Origin of the sequence: Plantibacter sp. VKM Ac-2885 (assembly GCF_015351205.1) — a bacterium.
GTDB classification, from domain to species: domain Bacteria; phylum Actinomycetota; class Actinomycetes; order Actinomycetales; family Microbacteriaceae; genus Plantibacter; species Plantibacter auratus.
Window position 1 is genome coordinate 1,034,945 of record NZ_JADKSK010000001.1, and the last position, 25,491, is coordinate 1,060,435.

23 protein-coding genes are annotated in these 25,491 nt (G+C 69.5%); 11 read left to right on the forward strand and 12 right to left on the reverse strand.

Annotated features, from left to right (window positions below):
• The first annotated feature begins 12 nt into the window (after positions 1–12).
• Both ITJ66_RS05055 and ITJ66_RS05060 read left to right on the forward strand, forming a co-directional pair.
• Positions 13–357: a chorismate mutase gene (locus ITJ66_RS05055; RefSeq protein WP_194643815.1), complete on the forward strand. Its 345-nt coding sequence runs from the start codon at positions 13–15 to the stop codon at positions 355–357.
• Positions 358–615: 258 nt separating this feature from the next.
• Positions 616–1,557: an SDR family NAD(P)-dependent oxidoreductase gene (locus tag ITJ66_RS05060; protein WP_194643817.1), complete on the forward strand. Its 942-nt coding sequence runs from the start codon at positions 616–618 to the stop codon at positions 1,555–1,557.
• A gap of 186 nt (positions 1,558–1,743) precedes the next feature.
• Here ITJ66_RS05060 and ITJ66_RS05065 read toward each other — a convergent pair whose 3' ends face one another.
• Positions 1,744–2,436, reverse strand: a complete 693-nt coding sequence (locus ITJ66_RS05065) for a FadR/GntR family transcriptional regulator (RefSeq protein ID WP_079705021.1) — start codon at positions 2,434–2,436, stop codon at positions 1,744–1,746.
• Between the two features lie 237 nt (positions 2,437–2,673).
• Here ITJ66_RS05065 and ITJ66_RS05070 point away from each other — a divergent pair, with 237 nt between their 5' ends.
• From ITJ66_RS05070 to ITJ66_RS05090, 5 genes are all read left to right on the forward strand, one after another.
• Positions 2,674–3,906 (forward strand): aminotransferase class V-fold PLP-dependent enzyme, encoded by a 1,233-nt coding sequence (locus tag ITJ66_RS05070; protein WP_064296105.1) that lies wholly within the window; start codon positions 2,674–2,676, stop codon positions 3,904–3,906.
• A gap of 112 nt (positions 3,907–4,018) precedes the next feature.
• Positions 4,019–5,317, forward strand: a complete 1,299-nt coding sequence (locus ITJ66_RS05075; protein WP_192004502.1) for a sugar ABC transporter substrate-binding protein — start codon at positions 4,019–4,021, stop codon at positions 5,315–5,317.
• 6 nt (positions 5,318–5,323) lie between these two features.
• On the forward strand, positions 5,324–6,304 hold the full coding sequence (locus tag ITJ66_RS05080; RefSeq protein WP_194643819.1) for a carbohydrate ABC transporter permease: 981 nt from the start codon (positions 5,324–5,326) through the stop codon (positions 6,302–6,304).
• Entirely contained in the window at positions 6,301–7,137 is an 837-nt protein-coding gene (locus tag ITJ66_RS05085) for a carbohydrate ABC transporter permease (RefSeq protein ID WP_192004504.1), read from the forward strand. Before ITJ66_RS05080 ends, ITJ66_RS05085 begins: the two co-directional genes overlap by 4 nt.
• 146 nt (positions 7,138–7,283) lie before the next feature.
• Positions 7,284–8,276, forward strand: a complete 993-nt coding sequence (locus tag ITJ66_RS05090) for an NADP-dependent oxidoreductase (protein WP_085511877.1) — start codon at positions 7,284–7,286, stop codon at positions 8,274–8,276.
• 193 nt (positions 8,277–8,469) lie between these two features.
• Here the strand turns inward: ITJ66_RS05090 and ITJ66_RS05095 are convergent, their stop codons facing one another.
• From ITJ66_RS05095 to ITJ66_RS05105, 3 genes are read right to left on the reverse strand one after another with little or no spacing between them, the layout of a single operon-like run.
• The gene (locus tag ITJ66_RS05095; RefSeq protein WP_194643820.1) at positions 8,470–8,610 is read right to left on the reverse strand and encodes a hypothetical protein; all 141 of its coding nucleotides are present in this window, start codon (positions 8,608–8,610) and stop codon (positions 8,470–8,472) included.
• A 34-nt stretch (positions 8,611–8,644) separates the two neighbouring features.
• On the reverse strand, positions 8,645–10,642 hold the full coding sequence (locus tag ITJ66_RS05100; RefSeq protein ID WP_194643822.1) for a YhgE/Pip domain-containing protein: 1,998 nt from the start codon (positions 10,640–10,642) through the stop codon (positions 8,645–8,647).
• The gene (locus ITJ66_RS05105) at positions 10,639–13,491 is read right to left on the reverse strand and encodes an MMPL family transporter (protein WP_194643824.1); all 2,853 of its coding nucleotides are present in this window, start codon (positions 13,489–13,491) and stop codon (positions 10,639–10,641) included. Before ITJ66_RS05105 ends, ITJ66_RS05100 begins: the two co-directional genes overlap by 4 nt.
• Before the next feature lie 151 nt (positions 13,492–13,642).
• On the opposite strand from ITJ66_RS05105, the gene ITJ66_RS05110 reads away from it, so the two are divergent.
• The gene (locus ITJ66_RS05110) at positions 13,643–14,329 is read left to right on the forward strand and encodes a TetR/AcrR family transcriptional regulator (RefSeq protein ID WP_137242351.1); all 687 of its coding nucleotides are present in this window, start codon (positions 13,643–13,645) and stop codon (positions 14,327–14,329) included.
• A gap of 2 nt (positions 14,330–14,331) precedes the next feature.
• Here the strand turns inward: ITJ66_RS05110 and ITJ66_RS05115 are convergent, their stop codons facing one another.
• From ITJ66_RS05115 to ITJ66_RS05135, 5 genes are all read right to left on the reverse strand, one after another.
• Entirely contained in the window at positions 14,332–14,787 is a 456-nt protein-coding gene (locus ITJ66_RS05115; protein WP_191940459.1) for a VOC family protein, read from the reverse strand.
• 85 nt (positions 14,788–14,872) lie between these two features.
• Positions 14,873–16,084: an ABC transporter permease gene (locus ITJ66_RS05120; RefSeq protein WP_194643827.1), complete on the reverse strand. Its 1,212-nt coding sequence runs from the start codon at positions 16,082–16,084 to the stop codon at positions 14,873–14,875.
• Positions 16,081–16,812 (reverse strand): ABC transporter ATP-binding protein, encoded by a 732-nt coding sequence (locus ITJ66_RS05125; RefSeq protein ID WP_194643829.1) that lies wholly within the window; start codon positions 16,810–16,812, stop codon positions 16,081–16,083. Before ITJ66_RS05125 ends, ITJ66_RS05120 begins: the two co-directional genes overlap by 4 nt.
• Positions 16,809–17,876, reverse strand: coding sequence for a peptidoglycan-binding protein (locus ITJ66_RS05130; RefSeq protein ID WP_191940462.1), 1,068 nt, complete (start codon positions 17,874–17,876; stop codon positions 16,809–16,811). The genes ITJ66_RS05125 and ITJ66_RS05130 overlap by 4 nt, the downstream gene beginning before the upstream one ends.
• Positions 17,873–18,400 (reverse strand): hypothetical protein, encoded by a 528-nt coding sequence (locus tag ITJ66_RS05135; protein ID WP_191940463.1) that lies wholly within the window; start codon positions 18,398–18,400, stop codon positions 17,873–17,875. The genes ITJ66_RS05130 and ITJ66_RS05135 overlap by 4 nt, the downstream gene beginning before the upstream one ends.
• A gap of 190 nt (positions 18,401–18,590) precedes the next feature.
• Between ITJ66_RS05135 and ITJ66_RS05140 the strand changes: the two genes are divergently transcribed.
• On the forward strand, positions 18,591–19,253 hold the full coding sequence (locus ITJ66_RS05140; RefSeq protein ID WP_191940464.1) for a response regulator transcription factor: 663 nt from the start codon (positions 18,591–18,593) through the stop codon (positions 19,251–19,253).
• Complete coding sequence (locus ITJ66_RS05145) at positions 19,253–20,587, forward strand: cell wall metabolism sensor histidine kinase WalK (RefSeq protein ID WP_194643831.1); 1,335 nt, start codon at positions 19,253–19,255, stop codon at positions 20,585–20,587. The genes ITJ66_RS05140 and ITJ66_RS05145 overlap by 1 nt, the downstream gene beginning before the upstream one ends.
• On the opposite strand, the gene pnuC is transcribed toward ITJ66_RS05145, so the two are convergent.
• Together pnuC and ITJ66_RS05155 are read right to left on the reverse strand one after the other, a co-directional pair.
• The gene (gene pnuC, locus ITJ66_RS05150; RefSeq protein WP_137242344.1) at positions 20,518–21,183 is read right to left on the reverse strand and encodes a nicotinamide riboside transporter PnuC; all 666 of its coding nucleotides are present in this window, start codon (positions 21,181–21,183) and stop codon (positions 20,518–20,520) included. The two genes, ITJ66_RS05145 and pnuC, sit on opposite strands and share 70 nt — an antisense overlap.
• Positions 21,184–21,493: 310 nt before the next feature.
• The gene (locus ITJ66_RS05155) at positions 21,494–22,180 is read right to left on the reverse strand and encodes a GntR family transcriptional regulator (RefSeq protein WP_064294165.1); all 687 of its coding nucleotides are present in this window, start codon (positions 22,178–22,180) and stop codon (positions 21,494–21,496) included.
• 182 nt (positions 22,181–22,362) lie between these two features.
• Here ITJ66_RS05155 and ITJ66_RS05160 point away from each other — a divergent pair, with 182 nt between their 5' ends.
• Positions 22,363–22,803 carry an FCD domain-containing protein gene (locus tag ITJ66_RS05160; protein WP_194643833.1) on the forward strand — a complete coding sequence of 147 codons (441 nt, stop codon included), beginning with the start codon at positions 22,363–22,365 and terminating at the stop codon, positions 22,801–22,803.
• Between the two features lie 208 nt (positions 22,804–23,011).
• On the opposite strand, the gene purL is transcribed toward ITJ66_RS05160, so the two are convergent.
• On the reverse strand, positions 23,012–25,345 hold the full coding sequence (gene purL, locus ITJ66_RS05165; RefSeq protein ID WP_194643835.1) for a phosphoribosylformylglycinamidine synthase subunit PurL: 2,334 nt from the start codon (positions 25,343–25,345) through the stop codon (positions 23,012–23,014).
• Positions 25,346–25,491 lie beyond the last annotated feature (146 nt).

Here is a 25,491-nt window from a genome sequence, read left to right on the forward strand (position 1 = left end):
TAGAGTTTTCGCATGAGCGAGGCCGAGCAGCAACCCGAACCCACGACCGGCGCCGCTGCGGCGGACGCCCAGGCGGCCACCGAGCGATTGGGCCGCCTGCGGAGCAGCATCGACAACATCGACGCGGCGCTCGTCCACCTGCTGGCCGAGCGGTTCAAGTGCACGCAGGAGGTCGGTCGCCTGAAGGCCGAGCACGACATGCCTGCGAGCGACCCGGCGCGCGAACAGCGGCAGATCACCCGTCTCCGGGCGCTCGCCGAGGAGTCGCACCTCGATCCGGCCTTCGCCGAGAAGTGGTTCAACTTCGTCGTCGCCGAGGTCATCCACCACCACGAGCGTCTCGCCAACCAGCACTGATCCTTCGTGTTCCGTTCCGCCAGCGCGGTGCGCTGACGCGAGCGCGGGTCTGTGGCGTGAGCGCGGGTCTCCGGAGGGTCGCGCCCGCGCGTGTGGCCCGCGGTCACGCCCGTTCGTGTGCGGTCAGGCCCGTTCGTCCACGGTCGGCCCGATTCGCGCGCGGTCACGTCGGCGCACCGCGCTGGCACCTCGGGTGAGCCAGGGCAAGGGGTGACGCTTCTTCGGGCGGTGTCCAGCGTCCTGCGCCATCATGAGTCCATGACCTGGAACGCCGACTCCCTGCCCGATCAGACCGGACGCGTCGTCCTCGTCACCGGAGCGAACGCCGGCCTCGGCTTCTGGACGAGCCTCGGGCTCGCGCGAGCCGGTGCGGAGGTCATCCTCGCGTCGCGGAGTGCGACGAAGACGCAGGCGGCGATGCGGGCGATCCGGGTGAAGGTGCCCGATGCCCGACTCAGCCATCTCCCCTTCGACACCTCATCGCTCGACTCGGTGCGTGCGGCGGGCGAGCGACTCGCGGACCTCGACCGTCTCGACGCCCTCGTCGCGAACGCCGGCATGGTGCACATGCCGAAGGAGCGGCAGGAGACGGCCGACGGCATCGAGCTGGTCTTCGCGACGAACGTCGTCGGCCACGCCGCCCTGCTCGCCGAGGCCCTGCCGGTGGTGCAGCGCACGGCGGATGCGTACGATTCCGCGCCGCGCGTCGTGCTCCTCGGAAGCCTCTCCACCCTGCTCGTCCGGTTCCACGGCGACGACCTGCAACTCCGCGACGGGTACAGCGGCTGGCAGGCGTACGCCCAGTCCAAGATCGCCCTCTCGTCGCTCGGCTTCGAGCTCGACCGTCGGCTCGCGGCGTCGCACAGCACCGTCCGGGCACTCGTCGCGCACCCCGGCTACTCGGTCAACGGACTCGACCGTCGCGTCCCCGGGGTCAACGAGCCGACCCGCGGGCGCCGCTTCTCCGACACCCTGCAGTCCGTCTACGCGCAGAGCAAGCAGCGGGGTGCCGAGCCGACGCTCCGGGCGATCACCGACGAAGCAGCTGACGGTGGTTGGTTCTACGGTCCCCGGTGGCTCACGAAGGGCGACGCTGTCCGGCAGACCCCTGCCGCGATCACGACCGACCGGGACGTCGCGGCGGCGCTCTGGACGGACCTCGAGCGGCTCATCGGCACGCCCATCCTCCCGACCTCCTGAGCACAGCCGTCAGCGCACCGCGCTGACACGAGCGCGGGGGAATCGGCCCCAGCGCGGTGCGCTCGCGTGACTGCGCCTCAACCGGCGTGACTGCGGGGCATGGCGCTGAGCGCACCCCTCCGGAGGCCCGCGCTCGCGCCACAGACCCGCGCTGACGTCAGCGCACCGCGCTGGCGCAACCAGACCTCAGTCGGCGGGGGTCGCCGGCGGCTGCAGGACCCGCAACCACTCCTCGGTCTGCGCGACGTGGGCTGACGCCGCCCCGGCCGCGCCGACGGGGTCGCGCGAGAGGATCGCCTCGGTCATCGCCCGGTGTCCGCGGTTGCTGACGCGACGCAGCTCGTCGCCGGCGGGGAGACTGAAGACGTCGTAGGCTCGCGAGCGCGACCGGAAGACCTGCAGCAGGGCCGTCAGCGTGGCGTTCCCGGCCGTCCGCGCGATGAGTTCGTGGAACCGGTGGTCCAGCTCGCTCGACTCGGCGGGGTCGGTCGTCCGTTCCATCGCCTCCACGAGTTCTGCGAGTTCGGCGCGCACCTCGTCGCTCGCGCGAGCAGCCGCCTGCGAGGTGGCATGGGTCTCGAGCACACGCCGCAGCTCGTACATCTGCAGGAGACCGTCGAGGGGGAGGAGGTCGACCGTGAGCGACAGGCTGCCGATGATCTCCTCGGGCCGGAGCATCGACACGTAGGTGCCCGAGCCGTGCCGCGACTCGATGATCCCGAGGGCGGCCAGCATGCGGACGGCCTCACGCAGGGACCCGCGGGACACGCCGAGTTCGTCGCAGAGCTCGTTCTCGGCCGGGAACCGCTGCCCCGCCACGAGCCGTCCCGACGCGATCATGTGTCGCAGGCCGTGGAACGCGGTGTCGACTGCGGACATGCGGCTCCTCCTCAGGGGTCGTCCCGCCATCGTAGCGGGCCCTCACCGGTGATCCGTGAGCCGCCCTGGGCTGCGAGACGTCCGATGAATCCATGCTCGAACGTCAAGTCATCCGATGAGTTGATCCCGAAATGACCTGAGTGATCACTTGTAACACGACAGAAACCCAAGTCATCAAACGTTGCCCCTATGGTTATCGGACAATCCACTGCATAATCGACTCGGAGGAACGTCACTGTGGACACTCGCACCATCGCACGGCCAGCGCCGCTCACGCTCGGCGACGGCCGACCGGCAACGGCCGGGTGGACGCTGGATCCGACCAAGCGTCACATCAACCACGGATCCTTCGGGGCGGTCCCGATCGTCGCGCAGGAGCACCAGCAGGCCCTCCGCCGCGAGATGGAGGCGGCACCCCTCACCTGGTTCCCGGCCCTCCCGGCCAAGGTCGGCGCGGCCCGTGTCGGGATCGCCGACTTCCTCGGGGCGTCGGTCGACCAGCTCGCCATGGTTCCGAACGCGAGTGCCGGAGCGAGCGTCGTCTTCTCCAGCCTCCCCGTGCAGCGCGGCCTCGAGATCATCGTCACCGACCACGGCTACGGCGCCGTCACGATGGGTGCCGAGCGCCTCGCGCGACGCTGGGGCGGCACCGTCCGGACCGCCCGCATCCCGCTCGACGCCGACGCGCAGACCGCCCACGACGCCGTCGTCGCCGAGTTCAGCGACCGCACGGCCCTCATCGTCATGGACCAGATCACCTCGCCGACCGCCCGACTCCTGCCGGTCCAGCAGATCGCCGCCACCGCCCGTGCCGCCGGCATCCCCACGCTTGTCGACGCCGCCCACGTCCCCGGCCTCTACGCCGACCCCATGCGCGACCTCGACTGCGACTTCTGGGTCGGCAACCTGCACAAGTTCGGGTGCGCCCCTCGCGGTGCCGCCGTCCTCGTCGCCCGCAGCCCGCTCGCGCAGGAGCTCTACCCGCTCATCGACTCCTGGGGTTCGCCGTACCCGTTCCCGCAGCGCTTCGACACCCAGGGCACGGTCGACGTCACGAGCTACCTCGCCGCGGCGACCTCGCTCGGGTTCATCGAGGACGTGTGGGGCTGGTCGGCCGCCAGGGACTACATGACCGAGCTCGCCGACTACGCCGTCGAGGTGGTCGCCGACGCCGTGACCGCCATCACCGGCGAGGACAGCCACGTCGACGTGGGCATGCCGGTCAACGCCCTCCGGCTCGTCAAGCTCCCGACCGGCCTCGCGACGACCCACGCGACCGCCGACGGTCTCCGCGACCGCGTCTCCGCCGAGCTCGGTGTCGAGGGCGCGTTCACGAGCCTCGACGGGATCGGCTACGTCCGACTCTCCACCCACGTCTACAACACCCCCGAGGACTTCGAACACTTCGCCGAGCACGCCGTCCCGGTCCTCGCGCGATGGGCCGAGGAGGAGCGCGCGGCCACGAGCTGAGCGCGGAACCGCCCGACCCGACACCACCACACCCGCACCACCGCACCGCACCGGCACCACAGCACCCACCCCCGCAGCACCCCCACCAGCACCACTCAAAGGAGAAGCGAGCATGAGGAAGTCACGCGCAACGGCAGCCATCGGCCTGTCCGTCGTCACCGGCCTCGCCCTGTCGGCCTGTGCCGGCGGCGCGAGCGACGGCACCGTCACCCTGCAGATGGTCGAGAGCCTGACCAACCCCGCCCGGACCGAGGTCCTGAAGTCGCTCATCGCGGACTTCGAGGCCGACAACCCGAAGATCAAGGTCGAGCTCATCTCGCCGCCGACCGATCAGGCCGACCAGAAGATCACCCAGATGCTGCAGTCCGGCTCGGGCGTCGACGTGCTCGAGGTCCGCGACATCACCGTCGGCCCGTTCTCCACCAACGGCTGGCTCGACGACATGAGCGGCGAGCTCGAGGACTGGAAGGGCTGGGACGACCTCACCGACAACGCGACGAAGTACGCGAAGGGCGAGGACGGCAAGGTCTACTACGTGCCCTACGGCTTCTACGGGCTGAGCCTGTTCTACCGCACCGACCTCATCAAGGAGGCCGGCTTCGACGGGCCCCCGAAGAGCTGGGACGACCTCCTCGAGCAGGCCTCCGCGATCCAGGACCCCGCGAAGAACCAGTTCGGCTACGCCTTCCGGGGCGGCACCAACGCGAACAGCAACGTCGTCGCGGCCATCGAGGCCTACGTCGCCGACGACCTCGACACCGAGAACGCGTTCAAGCTGACGAACGGCGACACGATCTTCTCCGCACCGGAGGCGCTCGACGCCGTCAACACCTACTTCGACCTCTTCAAGGAGGCCTCGCCGCCATCGTCCGTCGCGTGGGGCTACCCCGAGATGGTCGAAGGCTTCTCGAACGGTTCGACCGCGTTCCTCCTGCAGGACCCGGAGGTCATCGCGACCGTCGAGCAGTCCGAGGCGATCACGGCCGAGCAGTGGAGCACCGCTCCGCTGTTGACCGGCCCGACCGGCAAGGCCGCACAGCCCATGGCGACCGCGGGCTGGGGCACGGCGGCGTCGAGCGAGCACAAGGCCGAGGCCGCGAAGCTCATCGAGTTCCTCTCCGAGGACAAGCAGGCCACCACCTTCGCCCAGGAGAACAGCCTCGTCCCGATCGTCAAGAGCGCGGCGGACAGCGACTTCTACAAGACCGGCCCGTGGGCCAGCTACGTCACGATGAACGAGAACCCGGACACCTACCTGAGCGTCACGCAGCCGCGCGGCTCCTCCTGGTGGACCGAGTGGATCCAGAAGTCCGACTCGGAGATCCAGCAGGTCCTCATCGGCCAGCTGACGCCGGAGAAGCTCCTCGCGGGCTGGGACGAGTACTGGACCGAGAAGTGGAAGAGCGAGTAACCGTCCATGACGACCACCACTGACGAAGCGGGTCGCACGCAGCAGCGTGCGACCCCGACACCCCCGGCCGGTCCCTCGCGGACCGCCGGTGGGCGTCGGCGGCGCACCTTCACGGTGCGCCGCGGCTTCGGCCTCCTCGCCTTCCTCGCCCCCGCGTTCATCTTCGTGGCGATCTTCATCTACTACCCGATGATCGCCGGCTCCCAGATGGCGTTCCGCAACTGGAACCTCGCCAACCTCACCGACACCTCCTGGGTGGGATTCGCCAACTTCCTGGCCGTCTTCGCCGACCCCGCCTTCGGCAAGGTCGTCGCGAACACCGTGCTCTGGGTGGTGGCCTCGATCGTCCCGCAGTTCGTCATCGGCTTCGGCATCGCCCTGTGGCTGCGCCGGAAGTTCCGGTTCCGCGGCCTCTACCAGGCGATGATCTTCTTCCCGTGGGCCATCTCGGGCTTCCTCATCGGCATCCTGTTCCGCTGGATGTTCAACAGCGAGTTCGGCGTGATCAACGACCTGCTCCAGAAGGTGGGGCTGATCGACACCCCGATCCCGTGGCTGGCGGACCCGAACACCGCGATGTTCGCCGTCATCGTCGCGAACGTCTGGTACGGCGTCACGTTCTTCGCGATCATGATCCTCGCCGCCCTGCAGTCGGTGCCGGAGGACCTCTTCGAGGCCGCAGCGCTTGACGGCGCGGGCAAGGCGCGCATGCTCTTCCAGATCACGATCCCGTACATCCGCACGACGCTCGCCCTCACGGTGCTGCTCCGGGTCATCTGGATCTTCAACTTCCCCGACATCATCTACGGCATGACGGGCGGTGGTCCGGCGAACCAGACCCACATCCTGACGACCTGGATGATCGCGACCACCCAGCGCGGAGACTACGGCCGGGCCTCCGCGATCGGCCTCATCGTCGTCGCGATCCTGCTGGTGTTCACCGCGTTCTACCTGCTGTCCATGCGTGAGAAGAGGGTGAAGGCATGATCGACCAGGAGACCCGGACCGCGAAGGTCGTCAAGTTCCTCTTCCTCGGGCTCTGGCTCGTCATCACGGTGTTCCCGCTGTACTGGATCGTCGTCACCTCGTTCAAGAAGCCGGGCGCGATCTTCTCCTACCCGCTGACGTACTGGCCGGAGGTGTTCTCGGTCGAGAACTACCTCGGCCTGTTCAGCAAGGCGCAGTTCGGCACCTACGTCGTCAACAGCCTCATCGTGGCGACGATCGCAGCCGTCGTGGCGACGTTCATCTCGATGCTGTCGGCGTACGTGCTGGCGCGGTTCGAGTTCCGGAGCAAGGGGGCGATCCTGCTGGCGTTCCTCGCCACGCAGATGATCCCGTCGTTCATCGCGCTCGGCCCGCTCTACCTGCTGATGACGCAGCTCAAGCTCGTCGACAACCGGTTCGGTCTCATCCTCATCTACATCGCGGTGTGCATCCCGTTCTGCACCGTCATGCTGCGTGGATTCTTCGAGAACATCCCCGACGCCCTCGAGGAGGCGGCCATGATCGACGGCTGCTCGCGGTTCGGCGCGCTCTTCCGGGTGCTCGTCCCGGTGCTGAAGCCCGGGATCGTGGCGGCGTTCATCTTCAACTTCGTGAACTGTTGGAACGAGCTGTTCCTCTCGGTGACGCTCATCAACAGTGACGCGAACAAGACGATCCCGACGGCGCTCAACGGCTTCATCACGAGCTACAACATCGACTGGGGCTCCATGTCGGCGGCCGCCGTGCTGACGATCATCCCGACGATGGTGCTGTTCGCGTTCGCGAGCCGGTACATCGTGCAGGGCCTGACCGCGGGAGCGGTGAAGGGCTGAGCCCTCTCATTCGCCCAAAAATGGGCGAGCCGACGCCCGTTCGCCCATTCCTGGGCGAGCGGGCGTCGTCATGAGCAGCCGTCCGGTGAACCTGTAAGCCAGCTGATAGTTCGATCGGCTAGCGACCGACAGGTGGAAGATGAACCATGTTCGGTTCGAAGCAGACGACGAGGTCACTCCGCTATGCCCGCTACGGCGGGCCCGACGTACTCGAGTTCATCGAGTCCGAGATGCCGCATCCCAGATGGGGCGAGGTCGTGGTCGACGTCCTCGCGAGTGGCATCAACCACATCGAGGCGTTCGTCCGCGAGGGGCACCTCGCCGAGACGGTGCCGATCGAGCTGCCGACGGGGCAGGGGAGCGACTTCGCCGGATTGGTCCGCGAGGTCGGAACCGGGGTCGAGGGCTGGAAACGGGGCGACGAGGTGATCGGTCACGCCGTCCGCGGCGCGCACGCCACCCAGGTCGTCGTCCCGGCGTCATCCCTCGTCCGCAAGCCGAAGCGCGTGAGCTGGGAGGAGGCCGGCGGGCTCTACCTCGCTGGACTGACGGCGCTCGACACGCTCGACGGGCTGCACCTCAAGCAGGGGGACACCCTCGTCATCTCGGCGGCGGCCGGTGGCGTCGGGAACATCGAGGCGCAGTTGGCGAAGTTCGCGGGGGTCCGGGTCATCGGCACGTGTGGTGAGCGCAATCACGACTTCCTCCGTGAACAGGGCGTCAAGCCGGTCGTCTACGGCGAGGGCATGGCGGATCGGATCCGCAAGCTCGCGCCAGAGGGCGTGACGGCGTTCATCGACAACTTCGGTCAGGACGGCCAAGAGCTCGCCTTCGAACTCGGCGTCCCGCCGGAGAAGTACCGGTCGAGCGAGGATCGGAAGGCCATCGAGCTCGCCGCACTCGAGCCGGACGAGGAGTTCGCCGCGCACGCCACGAAGCAGCTGCAACGTCTCGCGGAGTACGCCGCCGACCACGCGTTGAAGGTCGTCGTCTCGGCGTTCTACCCGTTCGACCTGATCATCGACGCGTTCGAGGATCTCGAGCGGCTGCACGCGCGGGGCAAGATCATCGTCGGTATGCGTCCGGCGAACCCGGAGCGCATCGTCAAGCAGCGGGACCTGCACGACGCCCGACCCTGACGACGGTCAGCGCGGTGCGCTGGCCCGAGACGTCGGGTTCCGGCGCCAGCGCGGTGCGCTGACCTGAGATGCTCGGTTCCGGCGTAGGCGCGGGTCCGGGGCGTGAGCGCGACCCTCCGGAGACCCGCGCTCGCGCGTGTGGGGCGCGCTCGCGTCAGCGCACCGCGCTGGCGACCGGGTAGGGAGGGCGGGGCTAGTTGAAGATGAAGCCGAGGACGGTCGCGCCGCCTCCACCGAGGACGAGCGCGACGACGAGGACCCAGGCGACGAGCCGCTGACGACGCTTGCGCTGCTCGCCCCACTCGGCCAGTTCCCGGTCTTCGCTGCTGCTCATCACCCCAGCCTACCGGCGAGGTTCTCGCCGGGCATCAGGCGACGGCCGGGACGAGCGCCTTCACCGACGTGGTCCTCGCCCGGGCGATCGCGAACGTCGTCGCGGCGAGCGATCCGAGGAGCCAGAGGACGAGGCCGACGACGCCGGCCGCTGCTCCCGTGTCGCCGATCGCGATCGCCTGCAGACCACCGAGCGCGGGTGCGATCGGCAGGAACGCGAGGATCTGGTCCAGCACCTCCGGAGCGGTCGCGATGATCCCGGTCGCCAGACCGACGAGCGCGACGATCATCGAGATGAACCGACCCGCACCGCCGAACAGGGCGTTCAGCGCCTGGTTGGCGGCGGCGAACACGAGTCCCGCGAGGACGGCGATCCCGGCGAAGGCGAGCCAGCCGCCCGCGTCGAGGTCGAGCAGCGGTGCGGTGATGACGGCGACGAGCAGGCCCTGCAGCATCCCGATCGCGCCGGCCGGGACGAAGGCGCCGAGCGCGAGCCGCAGCGATGAGCGGGTGGACCCGAACGCCCGCGTGGGCACCGGTCGCAGCACGAGGAAGCTCGCGAGCGCACCCAGCCAGAGGGCGAGGACGGCGTAGAAGGGAGCGCTGTTCGTGCCGAAGGACACGGTCGCCGAATCGCCGGCCGAGACCGGGTCGGCGACGACGTCCGCGAGCGTCTGTCGGTCGGAGCTCGTGTAGGTCGGGAGACTGTCGACCGCGCTCTGCAGCCCGGACGCGAGCGAGGTGATCCCGCCGGACAGGGTCCCGGCCCCCGACGCGAGCTGGTTCGACGCGTCGGCGAGCTGGGTCGTGCCGGTGGCCGCCTGGCCGGCACCCTCGGCGAGAGCGGATGCACCCGACGCGACCTGTGCCGCAGCGGCGTTGATGGTGGCGATGCCGTCCACCAGCGTGGGAAGGCTTGCGGAGAAGGTCGCCGCACCGGTCGACAGTTCCTGCGCTCCGGAGGCGATCGCCGTGGTGCCAGCCGCGAGTGCCGTGGTCCCTGGGTACTCGACCGATGGGTTCGAGGGGTCGAGGGAACCGCCGTTCGCGATCACGTTGCTGGTCGTGGCGAGTTGCGCGATTCCTTCGCAGTACTTCTCGGACGCGCCGGAGGCGGCGCATCCGGCGCTGAGCAGTGCGAGCTGCTGTGCCACTTGCGTGGTCGCGGCGGCCGTACCGTCTGCGGCGGTCGAGAGCTGCGAGACGCGGTCCGCCAGCTCCTTCGCACCGCCGGCAATCTTTGCCGCACCGGGGACGAGCCCAGGGCTGCCGGTCGATGCGTCGGGCTGTGTGCCGGCGTACAGCGCGGAGAGACCGTTCGACAACTGCCCGGCCCCGTCGCTCAGCTGCGTCGCACCCGACGACAATTGCGTCGCACCCGTGGCCAGCTGTGTGGTGCCGTTCGCGAGTTGCTGAGCACCCTGCGCGAGCGAGAGTCCGCCCGTCGAGAGCTGCTTCGCACCGTCGGCGGCCCCACCGAGCTGGTCGTGGAGGGTGTTGAACCCGACGTAGACGTTCTCGAGGTAGGTGGTGGTGAGCTGTCGACCGAGGAGCGAAGCCGCGGTCTGCGTGATCGTCTGGGAGATGGCGTCGTCGACGAGTTTGCTGCGGTCGCTCGTCGTCACGTCGAGGCGGGCGCGCTCGGCGTCGGCGGCGTCGCCGGAGAACGAGGTCGCCGCCTTCGAGAAGTTCTCCGGGATCGTCACGACGGCCGTGTACGAACCGTCGGCGAGGCCCGCCTTCGCGTCGGACGCGTCGGTGATGACCCAGGTGTAGTTGGTCTCCTGGTCGCCGTCGACGAGGCCCGCGGAGAGCTGTCGTCCGAGCGGCACGGTCTGGCCGTTGACGGTGACCGGCTTGTCATCGTTCACGATGGCGGCGGTCACCTGACCGAGTCGTTCCGCCGGGTTCCACAGGGCCCAGACGAGTCCGCCCGCGATGACGAGCGGTACGAGGATGAGGCCGATGATCGAGACGACCGTGATGCCCTTACCGGAGCGGGCCCGTTCGAGGCGGTTCAGGATGGTGCTCATGCGTCGACCTTCGATTCAGCGATGGCGGTGGGACTGGAGGCGGTGGTGGAGGCGGCGCGGTCGAGGTCGAGTACCTCCGGCGCCGTGGTCGGCAGGACGTCGGCGAGCGAGGACGCGTCCGCGGTGCCGACGACGATCGTGAGCGGCCGGCGCGAGCGCTCCGCGGCTCTGGTCGCCGTCAGGAGGCGCTCGTACAGTCCGCGTCTCGTGTCGTCGTCCGGCACGGTGTCGACGCCGTCGAGGACGATGACGGCGGGGCGTTCGGCCAGCGCCGAGGCGAGCGTCCGGACGGGTTCGCCGTGGTCGAGACGGACGTACGCGACGCGGGACCGGACGGCCCCGGCGCGGACCGGGAGGACCAGACCGGCGACCTTGAGTCGGCCGTGGTCGGGTTCGAGGCGACCGGCCAGCGTCAGCAGGAGCGCGGTGACCGAGACCGGGCGCGCACCCTGCACCGCGAGCACGCCACCGACGGCGACGGTCGTGTCGACGTCCTCGTACAGCGGGCCGTCCGCACCGGCCAGGGTGACCCCAGCGGCGGCGATGGCGACCTCGTCACCGTTGCGCCACTCGCGCAGCTCGAGTTCGCGCTGCAGCCCCTCACCCTCGACGTCGAACGACGGCAGGATGCGGTCGAGCCACTTCGGCAGGTACCAGGCGTGGTCGCCGAGGAGCGCGAGCACCGCCGGCACGAGGGTCATACGCACGATGAACGCGTCGACGAAGACGCCGACCGCGAGCCCGAGGGCGATCGGTTTGATGTTCGTGTCGCCCTCCGGCACGAAGGCGGCGAAGACCGCGAACATGATGACGGCCGCGGCGGTGACGACCTTCGCCGAGCCGAGGAAGCCGGTCTCGACGGATCGCCTCGCGAGTCCCGAATGGACGAAGTCCTCGCGCATCCGGGAGACGAGGAAGACCTCGTAGTCCATCGCGAGCCCGAACAGGACACCCATGAGGATGATCGGCATGAAGCTGATCACCGGACCGGTCCTGGCGACGTGGAGGGCCTCGGCGAACACGCCGTGCTCGAAGACGAGGGCCACGACACCGAACGACGCGGCGACCGACAGCAGGTAGCCGAGGGTCGCCTTGATCGGGACCCAGATCGAGCGGAAGACCATCGTCAGGAGCACGAGCGACAGGCCGACGACGATCAGGCCGAAGGGGAGGAGGGCGCCGCCGAGGCGGTCGGAGATGTCGATGCCGATGGCCGTGAACCCGGTGACCTGCAGGTCGACGTCGTACTCGTCCTGGAAGTACTGGTGCAGTCCCCGGATCTCGGCGACGAGGTCCTTCGTCGCCTGAGAGTCGGGACTGCCGCTCGGGATGACCTGGATGATGCCGGTGTCGGCCGTCGCGTTCGGGGTGGCGAGTGGGACGGCGGCGACGCCGTCGAGTCCCTCGATCTCCTGCTTGAGGTCGGCCATGAGTCCGAGCGGGTCGGTGCTGCCGACGATGCCGCCGGTGACGATGAGCGGCCCGTTGAAACCCTCACCGAAGTGCTCGGAGACGAGGTCGTACGTCGTGCGGGCTCCGTCACCCTCCGGCAGGGAACCGGCGTCGGGCAGCGCGAGTCGGAGCGACAGAGCGGGGATGGCGAGGGCGCCCAGGACGGCGACGACGGCGACGATCGTGACGATGGGGAGTCGCGTCACGCCGCGCACCCAGCCGAGGAAGAAGCGGTTGGGGTGCCCTTCGACAGGCTCAGGGACCGTGTTATGGGGCTCAGGGACCGCGTTGTGGTGCTCAGGGACCGAGTCCTGTGGGCCGTCGACCGGCTCTGCAGCGCCCCGGGCCGCCGCGCGCTTGCTGCCCCGCCTCGCCTTAGGCCGGAGACGTTCGCCGGCGAAGCCGAGCATGGCCGGGATGAGGGTGAGCGAGATGACGACCGCGATCGCGACGCCGACCGCCGCGGCGACACCCATCGTCGTGAGGAACGGGATGTTCGCGACCGCGAGCCCGAGGAGGGCGATGATGACCGTGAGGCCCGCGAAGATGACGGCGGAACCGGCCGTCGCGGTCGCGCGGGCGGCTGATTCGGCCGGGTCGAGCCCGCTGCGCAGGCCGTCCTGGTGTCTCGAGATGATGAACAGCGCGTAGTCGATGCCGACGGCCAGGCCGAGCATGAGCGCGAGCATCGGCGTCGTGGAGGAGATCGGCCCGAAGACCGTCGCCACGAAGATGAGCGCCATCGAGATGCCGACCCCGAGCAGTGCGGTGATGAGCGGCATGCCCGCGGCGAGGAAGGAGCCGAAGGTGAGGATGAGGACGACGAGCGCGACGACCACGCCGACGAGCTCGATGACACTCAGCGTCGGGAGGCTGTTGCTGAAGAGCTGCCCGCCGAGGGACGACTCGGCACCGGCCGGGAGGGCCTTCGCGAGGCTCGCCTCCGCGCCCTCGACGTCGCTGATCGTGGCGGCGGTGATGTCGGTCTGCGCGCCGTCGAACTGGATCGAGATCAGCGCCGCCCGCTGATCCTCCGAGACCGCCCCCGTCACGTTCTCGTCGAAGGGGGAGACCGCCTGCTCGACCTGCCCGATGTCGCCCAGGGCGGTGACGGCGTCGTCGATCGCCGACCGGACCCCGGCGTCCTCGACGGTGTCGCCCTTCGGTGCGACGACGATGATCTGCGCCGAGGCGCCGGCCACCTGCGGGAAGGTGTGGTCGAGCGAGTCGAGGGCCTCCTGCGACTCCGTGCCGGGGATGGAGAAGGCGTTGTCGGTTCCCTGGTTGAAGAGCAGCGCGCCGCCACCCGCGAGGGCGAGCACGGCGATCCAGAGGATCAGCACGAGCTTGCGGGCGCCGAACGCCCAGCGGCCGAGGGTGTAGAGCAGTGAGGACACGCGTCGCTCCTAGGGAGGTCGGCGCTGCTTGCAGGCGAGCCGACGGAGAAATTCGAACAGGATCGATACAGCGGTGTATCCGATACACGACTGTATTGGATACAGTGATGTATCGGCAAGAAGTCGGTCGAGCTGTCAGTAAGGTGTCAGGATGCGCGTGCACGAAGCGGTCGAGTCCCCGAGCGACGAGGCACCCGTCGAGTCCGCGCGTCGGCAGCGGACGCGCGAGCGGCTGGTCGACGCCGCCTACGAGGTCTTCGCCGAGTTCGGTGTGCACGCGGCGTCGGTCGAGCAGATCAGTGAGCGCGCGGGCTTCACCCGCGGTGCCTTCTACTCCAACTTCGACTCGAAGGAGGAGTTGTTCTTCGCCCTCGAGTCGCGTGAGAACCAGCTCCGACTCGATCGCCTGGAGGCCGGACTGCAGGCGGTCAGCCCGTCGCTCCTCGATGCAGCGGGCCGCTACACCGAGGGCTCGCTCGAGGCACTGATCCGTGCCTTCCTCGAGCTCCAGCCCGATGACCGCCGCTGGTGCCTCGTCCAGTCGGAGTTCCGGATGCTGGCGATGCGCGACGCCGACGTCGCAGCCCGCTACCTCCAGCACCAGGAGAGCGCGGGCCGACAGCTCGCCGCGTGGCTCGACCAGGCTGCCGGACTCGCACACGTCCGGTTCACGATCCCGACGCCCGACATCGCGAACATCGTCGTCGCCCTCTACGAGTCGGCCATCCAGACGGCCGTGCTCATGGACCCGGACGGCGATGAGGGCTCACCGCGCGAGCTCGCGATGCGCACGCTCCCGGCCATCGTCCGCGCCCTCACCGAGTCGATCGCCGACTGACCTCAGGCGGACTCGCCGGATCGATCCGGCTGCAGCGCCTGGGCCAGCATGACGATGATGCCGCTCGGCCCGCGCACGTAGCTGAGCTTGTAGACGCCCTGATAATCCGCGACCCCGCGGAGCGGGTGGCAGCCGTGTCTGGCGGCGATCGCCAGCGCCTCGTCGATGTCGTCGACGGCGAACGCGACGCGGTGCATGCCGATCTCGTTCGGCAGTGTCGGCTCGGTCTCGATCGCGTCCGGGTGGAGGTACTCGAAGAGTTCGAGGCGTCCGTGACCGTCCGGCGTCTGCAACATCGCGATCTTGGCGTGGTTGCCGTCGAGGCCCACGGCCGTGTCGGCCCACTCGCCGCTCACCGTGTCGCGGCCGAGTACGGTGAGGCCGAGGTCGGTGAAGAAGGCGATCGTCGCCTCGAGGTCGCGGACCGCGATCCCGACGTTCTCGAGTCTGATGTCCATGGGCTGCACGCTACCCGGCCGCGCGGGCCCGATCCAGGGTCTCCTGGAGCGGGCCCGCGTCGGAGCAGTCCGGGGGTGGCCCGACTCAGCCGCTGAGGGCCGAGGTCGGTGGCGTCCTGGCCGCGCGGATCGCCGGGTAGAGGCCGGCGATCGCGCCGATCACCAGGGTCGCGCCGACGCCCGCGAGCAGCACCTCCGGCGGCACGGCGGTCGGCCAGTCGTTCACCGCGGCGACGACGCTCGTCACGCCGGTACCGAGCGCGGCACCCGCGACCCCGCCGAGCGCGGAGAGGAGGAGTGCCTCGGTGAGGAACTGGGACCGGATGTGGCCCCGCGTGGCCCCGAGGGCGCGACGGAGGCCGATCTCGCGTCGGCGTTCCAGGACCGAGATGACCATCGTGTTTGCCACCCCGATGCCGCCGACGAGCAGGGCGACGGAACCGAGTCCGAGGAGGAGACCGGTGAAGGCCTGGTCGGCAGCCTGCTTGGCGGCGAGGGCGTCCGACGGCCTGGAGACCTCGACCTCCTCGGGTGCCGCCGGGTTGACGGTGCGGGGGAGGAGCGCCCGGACGTCGCCGACGCGCTCGTCCGTCGACCGTTCGTACACCATCGTGGGTTTGCCGTCGTAGCCGAAGCGTTCTGCGGCGACGGCCTCGCCGATCATCGCGCTCGTGTCGAGCTCGGGCGCGAGGTCGATCGGGTCCAGGATGCCGACGACGGTGAACGGCTGCTCGCCCACCTGGATGACCGAGCCGACGGTGGCGACGCCGAGTCGCTCGGCGGCCTTCGACCCCAGTACGACGGTGGGATAGCCGCTCGTCGCCGGGTTCAGCCAGTCGCCGGCCGCCAGGGTGCCGCCGACGACGTCGAGCAGTCTCGCCGTCACGGCCGTCACGGCGAGACCGCCGCTCTGGGCCCGGTCGATGAAGCTGCTCCGGTACACGAAGGCGCCGTCGATGGTCGCAGCGCCGCCGACCTGTTCCACACCGTCGATGAGTCCGACTTTGCCGACGGTGCTCTCCGGGAGGGCTGCGTCCTGGCCGAAGAGGCTCTTGCCCGCCTGCACGGTCAGGAGGTTCGTCCCGAGCTCTGAGAGCTGCGCCTGCAGTTTCGCCTGGCTGGACGAGGAGATGCCGACGACGGCGATCATCGCGGCGATCCCGATCGCGATCCCCAGGGCCGACAGCACCGCGCGCGTCGGGCGGGCGCGGAGCCCGGTGGTCCCGAGCCGGAGGATGTCGCGACCGAGCAGTCGTGATCGACGGTCGTCCTCGGTGCCTCCGTTGCGGTCGCTCATGCCGCCCTCCCTGAATCGTCGACGATGCGGCCGTCGCGGATCGCCACCTGACGGGGCAGTCGGGCTGCGAGTTCGGCGTCGTGGGTGATCACGACGATGGTCGTCCCGCCACGGTGGAGCTCGTGCAGCAGCTCCACGATGCTCGCGCCGGAGACGGAGTCGAGGTTGCCCGTCGGCTCGTCGGCGAGCAGCAGGGGCGGGTCTCCGACGACCGCGCGCGCGATGGCGACGCGCTGCCGCTCACCGCCCGAGAGCTGCGAGGGTCGATGGTCGAGACGGTGGCCGAGTCCGACGCGTTCGAGGGCGAGGTGCGCCCGTCGTCGGCGCTCGGCCCGCGGTACTCCGGCGTAGATGAGGCCGTCGGCGACGTTGTCCACCGTGGTCACGCCGTCGGCGAGGTGGAACTGCTGGAAGACGAAGCCGATGCGGTAGGCGCGCAGGGCCGACAACTTCGCGTCCGAGAGGCGTCCGACGTCCGAGCCCGCGATGCGGGCGGTCCCACTGGTGGGTCGGTCGAGTGTCCCGATGAGGTTGAGCATCGTGGACTTCCCCGATCCGCTGGGCCCCACGATGGCGACGAACTCGCCCTCCTCGACGGTGAGGTCGACACCCGCGAGTGCGAGCGTGGGTGGCTCGCCGTACTCCCGGGTGACCCCGTCGAGGTGGATGATCGGTGGTCCGGCCGGCTGCGTGAGTGCGGCTGCCGATGCCGTCGTGGTGTCCGTCATGAGACCGGCACCACGACGTCGAGACCTTCGCGGATGCCGTCGCCCGAGACCTCGACGCGACCGTCGGCGAACAGGCCCGTCGTGACGGGGACCTGCCGGTGCTTCCCCTTCCCGTCGACGACCTCGACGCCGAAGCGCTCGTCGTCGATCGCGATGAGCGCTTGGACCGGGACGGAGAGGACGTTCTCGCGTCGTTCCGTCGGGAAGCCGACCGTCACGGTCGCGCGCTGCAGCTCGGCTGCCGCCGCCGGGTCGTCCAGGGTGATCCCGACGGGGATCGTGACCTTCTTCTGCCCGTCCGCATCCGATTCGGTCGGGACGCCGACATCGGTGACCGTGCCGGTCGTCCGCTGTCCGCCGGGGAGGTTGACGTCGACCTTCGTCCCGACGACGCCGAGCCGCTGATCGGCGAGCTTCAGCGGGACGTCGATGCGCTTCACGAGGGACGAGACGGTGACGATCTTGTCCGAGGCGGTGGTGCCGACCGCGGCGTCGACCGATGCGATCCGTACGTCGCCCGGCATGAAGACGACCGATCCGAGCTCCAGGCGTCCGGTCTCCTCGACGCCGAGGGCTTTCTGCCACCGCTCGATGGCGCGTTCGGTCGACGCGGCGAACTCGCCGTCCGGTTCGCGGTCGAAGTACCCGAGCGCCGCGAGGCTCTGTTCGAGCTGCTGGACGTCCGGTCCGTCGCCCATCCCGGCTTCGAACGTGCGCCAGGCGGGCAGTGGCCCGTGGAGTAGGGTCACCGGGACGTTGGCGACCGCGTACAGGGTGCCACCGAGTGAGACCGTGCTTCCCGGGGCCGGGGTGCTCGTCACGATGCCGGTCCCGCCGCCGATGGTGCGCTGGTCCGCGTAGTCGAGGGTGCCGCTCGCCTGCGTCGTGCCGGCCAGGTCGCCGGCGGTGATCGGTGCGGTGCCGGTGCGGATGCTGCTGCGCGGTTCCTCCTGGCTCGTCCCCTGGGCGGGGATCAGGGTCGTCGCGGCTGCGACGGCGCCGCCTGCGAGCAGGACGGCGCCGACGCAGACCGCGGCGACGACGAGCGGGCGTCGTCGTCTCATCGGCTGGTGGACCCGGTGGTGGTGCCGGGCGTCGTTCCGAGACCGCAGGCCTCCATCACCTCTTCGGTGATGTCCGAGGGGATCTCCATGGCCTGGCCCTCGACCGGGTCGGACACGTCGTATCCGTGTTCGCGGAAGCAGTCGGCCATCTCGAGCTGCTGTTCGAAGGCGTCGGCGACGGAGGACGAGCCGCCGGCCGGAGCGGGCGGTGGACCGAGCCGGTCGATGCACGTCTCGGAGGCGGCCTGGAACGCGCCGGAGTCTTCTCCGCCGAGGGTCACCGACGCGCCGCCCGATCCGCTCTGCTCCGGGTCCGGCATGTCGACGCCCTCATCGCGCATGCACGACGCGAAGGCGATCTGCCAGTCGTCGAAGGTCTGCTCGGCCTCGGGCGTCTTGCCCACGGTCTCGGGCGAGCCCGAGCTGCAGGCCGCCAACGATCCGATGAGGAACGGGATCGCGATGAGGGCGGCGAGTCTGCCGGCCGGACGGCGGACGGAACGGGTGATGGTGATGTCGGACATCTGCACTCCTCAGTGGGTGGGGCTGACTGGTGACGACCAGTCCACTCGGCGGCGCGTTGTCCGGGCGTCAAGGAAAACGTTGACGTTCTCTGAACGTCCCGAACGGCACGATGGATAACCGACACTCGGGGGTTGCTCGATCGGCGTCCGTACGCTCCCGGTGTCACCACACCCCATCGAGAGGAACATCATGCGCGTCCTGGTTGCCGAGGACGAGGTCTACCTGGCCGAGGCGGTCCGAGCCGGTCTCCGACAGGAGGCCATCGCCGCGGATCTCGTCCACGATGGCGACGCAGCCCTCGAGGCGCTCACGATCAACGACTACGACGTCCTGCTGCTCGATCGGGACCTGCCGGGCACCCACGGCGACGAGGTGTGTCGAACGGTGGTCGCCGAGCATCCCGGTGTCCGCGTCATGATGCTGACGGCGGCACGTCGACTCGACGACACCGTGTCCGGCCTCGGCCTCGGCGCCGACGACTACCTGGTGAAGCCGTTCGAGTTCCCGGAGCTCGTGGCCAGGCTCCGCGCGCTCGCCCGGCGGACGGCGGAATCGCGTCCACCGGTCCTGGAGCGCGCGGGGGTGCGACTCGACCCGTTCCGGCGGGAGGTCTTCCGCGACGGCGTGTACGTGAAGCTGTCACGGAAGGAGTTCGCGGTCCTCGAGCAGCTGCTGCTCGCCGACGGAGGGGTCGTGAGCGCCGAGACCCTCCTCGAGAAGGCCTGGGACGAGAACGTCGACCCGTTCACGAACACCATCCGCGTGACCATCTCCAACCTCCGCCGACGCCTCGGCTCGCCGTGGGTGATCACGACCGTCCCGGGCGCGGGCTATCGGATCGAGGGCGACTGATGCCGCGTTCCGACGCTGCGGGGTTGCTCAGCCGCCCGAACCGCTTGACGGTGCGTATGCGCTTGACGCTGACGTACGCGCTGCTGTTCACCGTCGCCGGCTCGATCATGCTCGCGCTCATCTACGCCTTCATGCGGTACGTCCCGACGTACGCGATCACCGCGGTGCGGGCCGATGCGGCCATGGACGGCGCGACCCGTTGGCGGGCGACCGCGCCGACCGAGGTCGCCGGGGCGGCCACCTACCAGCCGGCTGAGGGGTTGACCTCGACGAACGGTACTGCGGCCCTCGTCGTCTCGGACCAGAGCGACATCCTGAACACGCTCCTCGTCTGGTCGCTCATCGTGCTCGTCGTCCTCGCGGCGGCGAGCGCGTGGGGCGGCTGGATCCTGTCGGGCCGGCTGCTGCGTCCGCTGCACGAGATCAACGTGGCCGCGCAGCGGGCGGCGACCGGGTCATTCGACCATCGGGTCGCCCTCGCCGGCCCGCGGGACGAGATCACCGACCTCTCCGACACCTTCGACCACATGCTCGAGCGGCTCGACCGGTCGTTCCGCGCACACCAACGGTTCGCGGCGAATGCCTCGCACGAGCTGCGCACCCCGCTCGCGACGACCCAGGCGATGCTCGACGTCGCCGCGACCAGCGACGACCTCGACGACGAGACCGTCAGGGGACTCATCGCCCGGCTCCGTGAGACCAACACGCGCAGCATCCAGACCGTCGAGGCCGTCCTCGACCTCGCCGACCTCGAGCACTCGGAGCTGCGGGGTGAGAGCGTGGCACTCGGAGAGCTGGCTTCCGAGGCCTGCGTCGCCGCGGCCTCCGCGGCTCGAGAGCGCGGGATCGACTGCACGGCCGAGGTGCAGGACCTCGATGTCTGGGGCGACGAGGGCATGCTGCACCAGCTGTGCGGCAACCTCCTGCAGAACGCCGTCCGACACAACGTCGACGGTGGTTTCGTGCGGGTCTCGGTGCGCCGGTCGGGCGGTCCGGCGGGTGGCGCGGTGGTCCTCCGGGTCGAGAACTCCGGGGAGTCGATCCCGGCGGACGTGGTCGCGAGGCTCACCGAACCGTTCTACCGCGCCGGCGGCCGGGTCGCGCGGGGTCCGGAGCGGTCTCGCGGGCTCGGACTGGCCATCGTGGAGAGCCTCGCCGAGGTGCACGGGGCTGTGCTCGAGCTCACCGCGCGGTCGGAGGGTGGGCTGGTGGTGACGGTCACGTTCCCGCCGCACCGCCCGGACACGGATGCACCGGCGTCAGCTCAGCGCGCCGTGACGACGCGCTCGCCGCGAGCCCACACGAAGAAGCCGGCGAGGGTGAACGCCCCGTAGAACAGGTACATCGACGCCGAGACCCAGTACCCGGCGCCGAACAGGAGCGGCACGCCGACCAGGTCGACCGCGACCCAGATGAGCCAGAACTCCACCCAGCGCTTCGCCATCCCCCAGGTCGCGAGCAGGGAGCCCATGAAGATCCAGGCGTCGGCCCAGACCGGCTCGTAGGAGCCGAGTGCCCGGAACACGGGGATCAGGAGCAGCGTGCCGCCGAGCAGGAGGCCGACGAGGACGAGCCGTACCCGCCAGCCGGCCCAGCGGGGCCGGATCACGGCGACCGGACCGGTCGTCGCCTCGACGTGCTCAGCCCGTCGCCACTGCACCCAGCCGTAGATCGACACGACGATGAACATGAGCTGGCGGCCCGCCTGTCCCAGCAGGTTGGTCGGGTTCGGCGTGTGGAACACCGCGCCGAGGAAGACGGTCAGCAGGAGCGCGTTGCCGATGATGCCGACGGGCCAGGCCCAGGCGCGGCGACGCATGCCGCCGAGGGCGCTCGCCAGGCCGAACAGGTTGCCGACGACCTCCCGCCAGAGGACCACCTGGTCGCCGACCCGGAACGTCGCGTCGAAGAGCCAGAGGAGGATCCCCACTGCAGTGCTCCGATCGGGTCCGTCGCCAGATGATGCGCGGTCACGCGACCGACGGTCCACCGTACAACGTGCAGAGCCGCCTCCCGATCGGGAGGCGGCTCTGTGACGATCTGCGGCTCAGGAAGTCTTTCGTGGGCACTTCGACAAGCTCAGTGACCGGGAGGAGTGTGTAGCTCAGTGACCGGGAGGAGTGTGTGGCTCAGTGACCGGGCGAGGTGTCCGCGGAATGTTCCGGTCCCTGAGCCTGTCGAAGGGCGGTCGGCGCTTCGACAGGCTCTGTGACCTTCCGCTGTTCGACAGCGTTCGCCGACTAGCTCGCGGCGGGCAGTCCTCCACCGGCGGCGATGACCTGCTCGAGGAAGGCGTCGGTGGCCTCGGCCTGCTTGCGCATGACGCGCTCGGCGTCCTCGGCGCTGCGCGCCTCGGCGGCCGCGACCAGCCCGGTGACGTAGGCGGCGAAGATGTCCCACTGGAAGAAGTCGATCGTCGGCAGCGAGGTGTAGGTCACCCGGGTGTTCATCTGACGGGCGACCTGCTGCAGCAGCGAGTTGCCCGAACGCTCCACCATGAAGTCGGCGAAGGCGGACGACGACCGGAGGACGTGCTTGTCACGCGCCTCGATGTCCGCGAGCACGGCGTCGCCGAGCTCGCGGAACGCCGCGACGTCCTCGTCGGTGAACTGCGGGATGCTCCAGCGTGCGCTGAGCTCGTGGAAGCCGTTCAGGAGGCGCAGTGCTTCGGCGTACTGCTCGGCGGTGGGTTTCGCGACGCGGGTGTACCGCTGCGGTGCGGTCTCGACCAGTCCGATGTCGGCGAGCTTGCTGATCGCTTCGCGGATCGGGGTCCTCGAGACGCCGAGCCACTTCTCCAGTTCTTCGTCGTTGAGGCGCTCGCCGGGCTCGAGGGTGCCGTCCTCGATGGCGGTCAGGAGCTGTTCGAAGACGATGTCGCGCAGGAGCTTCCGAGGGCTCGTCTCGACGGTTTTGGGAACAGGCATGGGACTCCGATCGTCGAGCTGGGATATGACCAGTTCAGAATACCGATATCCAAGGTGTGTTGGATAGTTTTGTGCCTCATGTGTTGGTGAACATGCCGGATGCACAGGTGCAGCCGGGTGCGCCGAGCCTTGCTATCCTGGCGCGCACGGGCGCACCCCGGAGCGGCAGGAAGGTGGGACGCATGTCGACGGACTCGACGGCCAGCAGGCCCCGCCATCGGCGGATCCATCTGTTCCAGACGCTCGGGGCGCTGCTGGGCGGTGTGACGCAGGTGACCGTGCCCGTCCTCGAGGACGCCGACCGAGCGGCGCTCGTCGCCGAGCTGGACCAGGTGTCGCGAGTGATCGGCTTGCAGGACCCGGTCGCCTACGCCGAGCTCTCGTGGCCGCTCATGGACCATCTCGTCGCTCTCTGCCCGAATCGCATCCTGGTCACGACCGCTCGCGATGCCCTCGCGCTGCTGTCGCCGCAACTCGAGGTCACCGCCGACACCGACTGGCTCGATTGGCCGTCACTCGCAGTGGACTTCCCGATCCTCCGGGACGCGGTCGCGGAGGGGGACGCGATCGCCGCGGAACTGGCCGTAGAACGACTCTGGGGCATGGCCGCGACGCTTCCGTGAAGCATTCCAAATGCTGATATGCTGAAGTCGTCGCTTGCGACACCACTGCCGGAGACGCCGGTCAGGACATTCGGGTTCCTGGCCTGAGCGCCCGGTGGTGAGTCGGGTGGGTGGGTTTCGGGTATCCGCCCACCCGGCGTCTCGAACCCCATCCAGAAACGACACAGCCCCCACACCGTCGGGCGCAGGGGCTGTGGAGGCGGGTCGCTCAGCCGATGACCGGGCCGAACCGCTCGGGGAGCACGCTCTTCGACACCCGACGCAGTTCGGAGACCGGGATGGTCAGGACGTCCTGGATCTCGAGGGCGGGCTCGGTCGCGTCGCCGACGGCCGAGGCGTCGGTCACGCCGATTCGGAGCACCGGGTAGCCGCGGCCCTCGCACAGACCCTGGAACTTGACGTCGTCTTCGCGCGGCACCGAGACGATGACGCGTCCGGTGGACTCGGAGAAGAGCGCCGTCGCGAGGTCGACGCCGTCGCGCGTGAGCAGCTCGCCGAGGAAGACCCGGGCACCGACGCCGAAGCGCATGACGCTCTCCGCAAGCGCCTGGGCGAGACCGCCGTCGGAGAGGTCGTGGGCGGAGGACACGAGGCCCTCCTTGGCCGCGGCGTGCAGCAGCTCGGCCAGCGTCTTCTCGCCGGCGAGGTCGACCTTGGGCGGCAGGCCACCGAGGTGGTCGTGGATCGTCCCGGCCCAGGCGGAGCCGTCGAGCTCGAGTGACGTGGTGCCGAGGAGGTAGAGGTTGTCGCCCTCGTCCTGCCATCCGCTCGGGATGCGGCGCGCGACGTCGTCGATCACGCCGAGCACGCCGACGACGGGCGTCGGGAAGATCGGGACGTCGCCCGTCTGGTTGTAGAACGACACGTTGCCGCCGGTGACCGGCACGCCGAGCTCGAGGCAGGCGTCCGACAGGCCGGCGACGGCCTCGGAGAACTGCCACATGACCTCGGGGTTCTCCGGCGAGCCGAAGTTCAGGCAGTCGGTGACGGCGGCCGGGACGGCACCGGTGACGGCGACGTTGCGGTAGGCCTCGGCGAGCGCGAGCTGCGCGCCCTGGCGCGGGTCGAGCTGGCAGTAGCGGCCGTTCGCGTCGGTCGCGATGGCGAAGCCGAGGCCGGACTCCTCGTCGACACGGATCATGCCGCCGTCGTCGGGGAAGGACAGCGCCGTGTTGCCCATGACGTAGTAGTCGTACTGGTTGGTGATCCAGCTCTTGTCGGCGAGGTTCGCCGAGCCGAGGAGTGAGCGGAACTGCTGCTCCAGCTCGGCAGGGGCGTCCGTGCGGGGGAGGGCCGACGCGGAGTCGGCCTGCAGGGCGTCGATCCAGGTGGGGTAGGCGACCGGGCGCTCGTAGACCGGGCCGTCGACCGCGACGGTCGAGGGGTCGACGTTGACGATCTCCTCGCCGTGCCAGTTGATGACGAGGCGGCCGGTGTCGGTGACCTCACCGAGCACCGAGGTCTCGACGTCCCACTTGTCGGTGACGGCGAGGAAAGCGTCGAGCTTGCCCGGCTCGACGACCGCCATCATGCGCTCCTGCGACTCCGACATGAGGATCTCCTCGGGTGTCAGCGAAGGGTCGCGCAGCAGCACGTGCGACAGCTCGACGAACATGCCGCCGTCGCCGTTGGCCGCGAGCTCACTCGTGGCGCAGGAGATGCCGGCGGCACCGAGGTCCTGGATGCCCTCGACGAGGCTGTCGCGGTAGAGCTCGAGGCAGCACTCGATGAGCACCTTCTCGGCGAACGGGTCGCCGACCTGGACGGCCGGACGCTTCGTCGGGCCGTTCGCGTCGAAGGAGTCGGACGCGAGGATGGAGGCGCCACCGATGCCGTCGCCACCGGTGCGGGCACCGAAGAGGACGATCTTGTTGCCGACGCCCGAGGCGTTGGCGAGGCGGAGGTCCTCGTGACGCAGGACGCCGACCGACAGGGCGTTGACGAGCGGGTTGCCCTGGTACACCTTGTCGAAGTAGGTCTCGCCGCCGATGTTCGGCAGGCCCAGGCAGTTGCCGTAGGAGGAGATGCCGGCGGTGACGCCGTGCACGACGCGCGCGGTGTCGGGGTGGTCGATGTCGCCGAAGCGGAGCTGGTCCATGATGGCGACCGGTCGGGCGCCCATCGAGATGATGTCGCGGACGATGCCGCCGACGCCCGTGGCCGCACCCTGGAAGGGCTCGATGTAGGAGGGGTGGTTGTGGCTCTCGACCTTGAAGGTCACGGCCCAGCCCTCGCCGACGTCGATGACGCCGGCGTTCTCGCCCATGCCGACCATGAGGTTCTTCTTCATGTCGTCGGTGACCTTCTGGCCGAACTGGCGCAGGTAGATCTTGCTGGACTTGTAGGAGCAGTGCTCGCTCCACATGACCGAGTACATGGCGAGCTCGCCGCTCGTGGGACGACGGCCGAGGATCTCGCGGATCTTCGCGTACTCGTCGGCCTTCAGGCCGAGGGCGCCGTAGGGCTGCTCGCGGTCCGGTGTCGCGACGGCGTTCTCGACGGTGTCGGCGACGGCGGAGCTGGTGGGGGTGGTGGTCGTCACGAGGGCAGGACTCCAAAGGAAGTGGTGGGATGCCGGACCCACCAATCTTAGCGGCGCGCGGCGACGAACAGATCCTCGGATGGGCGTCGGAGGCCGACGCCGATTCGTCACGGTGCGGTGCCGGATTCGCGGTCTCTTCACGAGGT

Bases quoted from the DNA above. Each gene is read 5' to 3' on its own strand.
- ITJ66_RS05125 (WP_194643829.1), bottom strand. From the start codon at position 16,812: ATGACGGACACCACGACGGCATCGGCAGCCGCACTCACGCAGCCGGCC.
- ITJ66_RS05065 (WP_079705021.1), bottom strand. From the start codon at position 2,436: ATGTCCGCAGTCGACACCGCGTTCCACGGCCTGCGACACATGATCGCG.
- ITJ66_RS05080 (WP_194643819.1), top strand. From the start codon at position 5,324: ATGACGACCACCACTGACGAAGCGGGTCGCACGCAGCAGCGTGCGACC.
- ITJ66_RS05160 (WP_194643833.1), top strand. From the start codon at position 22,363: ATGTCGACGGACTCGACGGCCAGCAGGCCCCGCCATCGGCGGATCCAT.
- ITJ66_RS05145 (WP_194643831.1), top strand. From the start codon at position 19,253: ATGCCGCGTTCCGACGCTGCGGGGTTGCTCAGCCGCCCGAACCGCTTG.
- ITJ66_RS05060 (WP_194643817.1), top strand. From the start codon at position 616: ATGACCTGGAACGCCGACTCCCTGCCCGATCAGACCGGACGCGTCGTC.
- ITJ66_RS05140 (WP_191940464.1), top strand. From the start codon at position 18,591: ATGCGCGTCCTGGTTGCCGAGGACGAGGTCTACCTGGCCGAGGCGGTC.
- ITJ66_RS05155 (WP_064294165.1), bottom strand. From the start codon at position 22,180: ATGCCTGTTCCCAAAACCGTCGAGACGAGCCCTCGGAAGCTCCTGCGC.
- ITJ66_RS05055 (WP_194643815.1), top strand. From the start codon at position 13: ATGAGCGAGGCCGAGCAGCAACCCGAACCCACGACCGGCGCCGCTGCG.
- ITJ66_RS05085 (WP_192004504.1), top strand. From the start codon at position 6,301: ATGATCGACCAGGAGACCCGGACCGCGAAGGTCGTCAAGTTCCTCTTC.
- ITJ66_RS05090 (WP_085511877.1), top strand. From the start codon at position 7,284: ATGTTCGGTTCGAAGCAGACGACGAGGTCACTCCGCTATGCCCGCTAC.
- ITJ66_RS05075 (WP_192004502.1), top strand. From the start codon at position 4,019: ATGAGGAAGTCACGCGCAACGGCAGCCATCGGCCTGTCCGTCGTCACC.
- ITJ66_RS05110 (WP_137242351.1), top strand. From the start codon at position 13,643: ATGCGCGTGCACGAAGCGGTCGAGTCCCCGAGCGACGAGGCACCCGTC.
- ITJ66_RS05095 (WP_194643820.1), bottom strand. From the start codon at position 8,610: ATGAGCAGCAGCGAAGACCGGGAACTGGCCGAGTGGGGCGAGCAGCGC.
- ITJ66_RS05115 (WP_191940459.1), bottom strand. From the start codon at position 14,787: ATGGACATCAGACTCGAGAACGTCGGGATCGCGGTCCGCGACCTCGAG.
- ITJ66_RS05100 (WP_194643822.1), bottom strand. From the start codon at position 10,642: ATGAGCACCATCCTGAACCGCCTCGAACGGGCCCGCTCCGGTAAGGGC.
- ITJ66_RS05130 (WP_191940462.1), bottom strand. From the start codon at position 17,876: ATGAGACGACGACGCCCGCTCGTCGTCGCCGCGGTCTGCGTCGGCGCC.
- ITJ66_RS05135 (WP_191940463.1), bottom strand. From the start codon at position 18,400: ATGTCCGACATCACCATCACCCGTTCCGTCCGCCGTCCGGCCGGCAGA.
- ITJ66_RS05120 (WP_194643827.1), bottom strand. From the start codon at position 16,084: ATGAGCGACCGCAACGGAGGCACCGAGGACGACCGTCGATCACGACTG.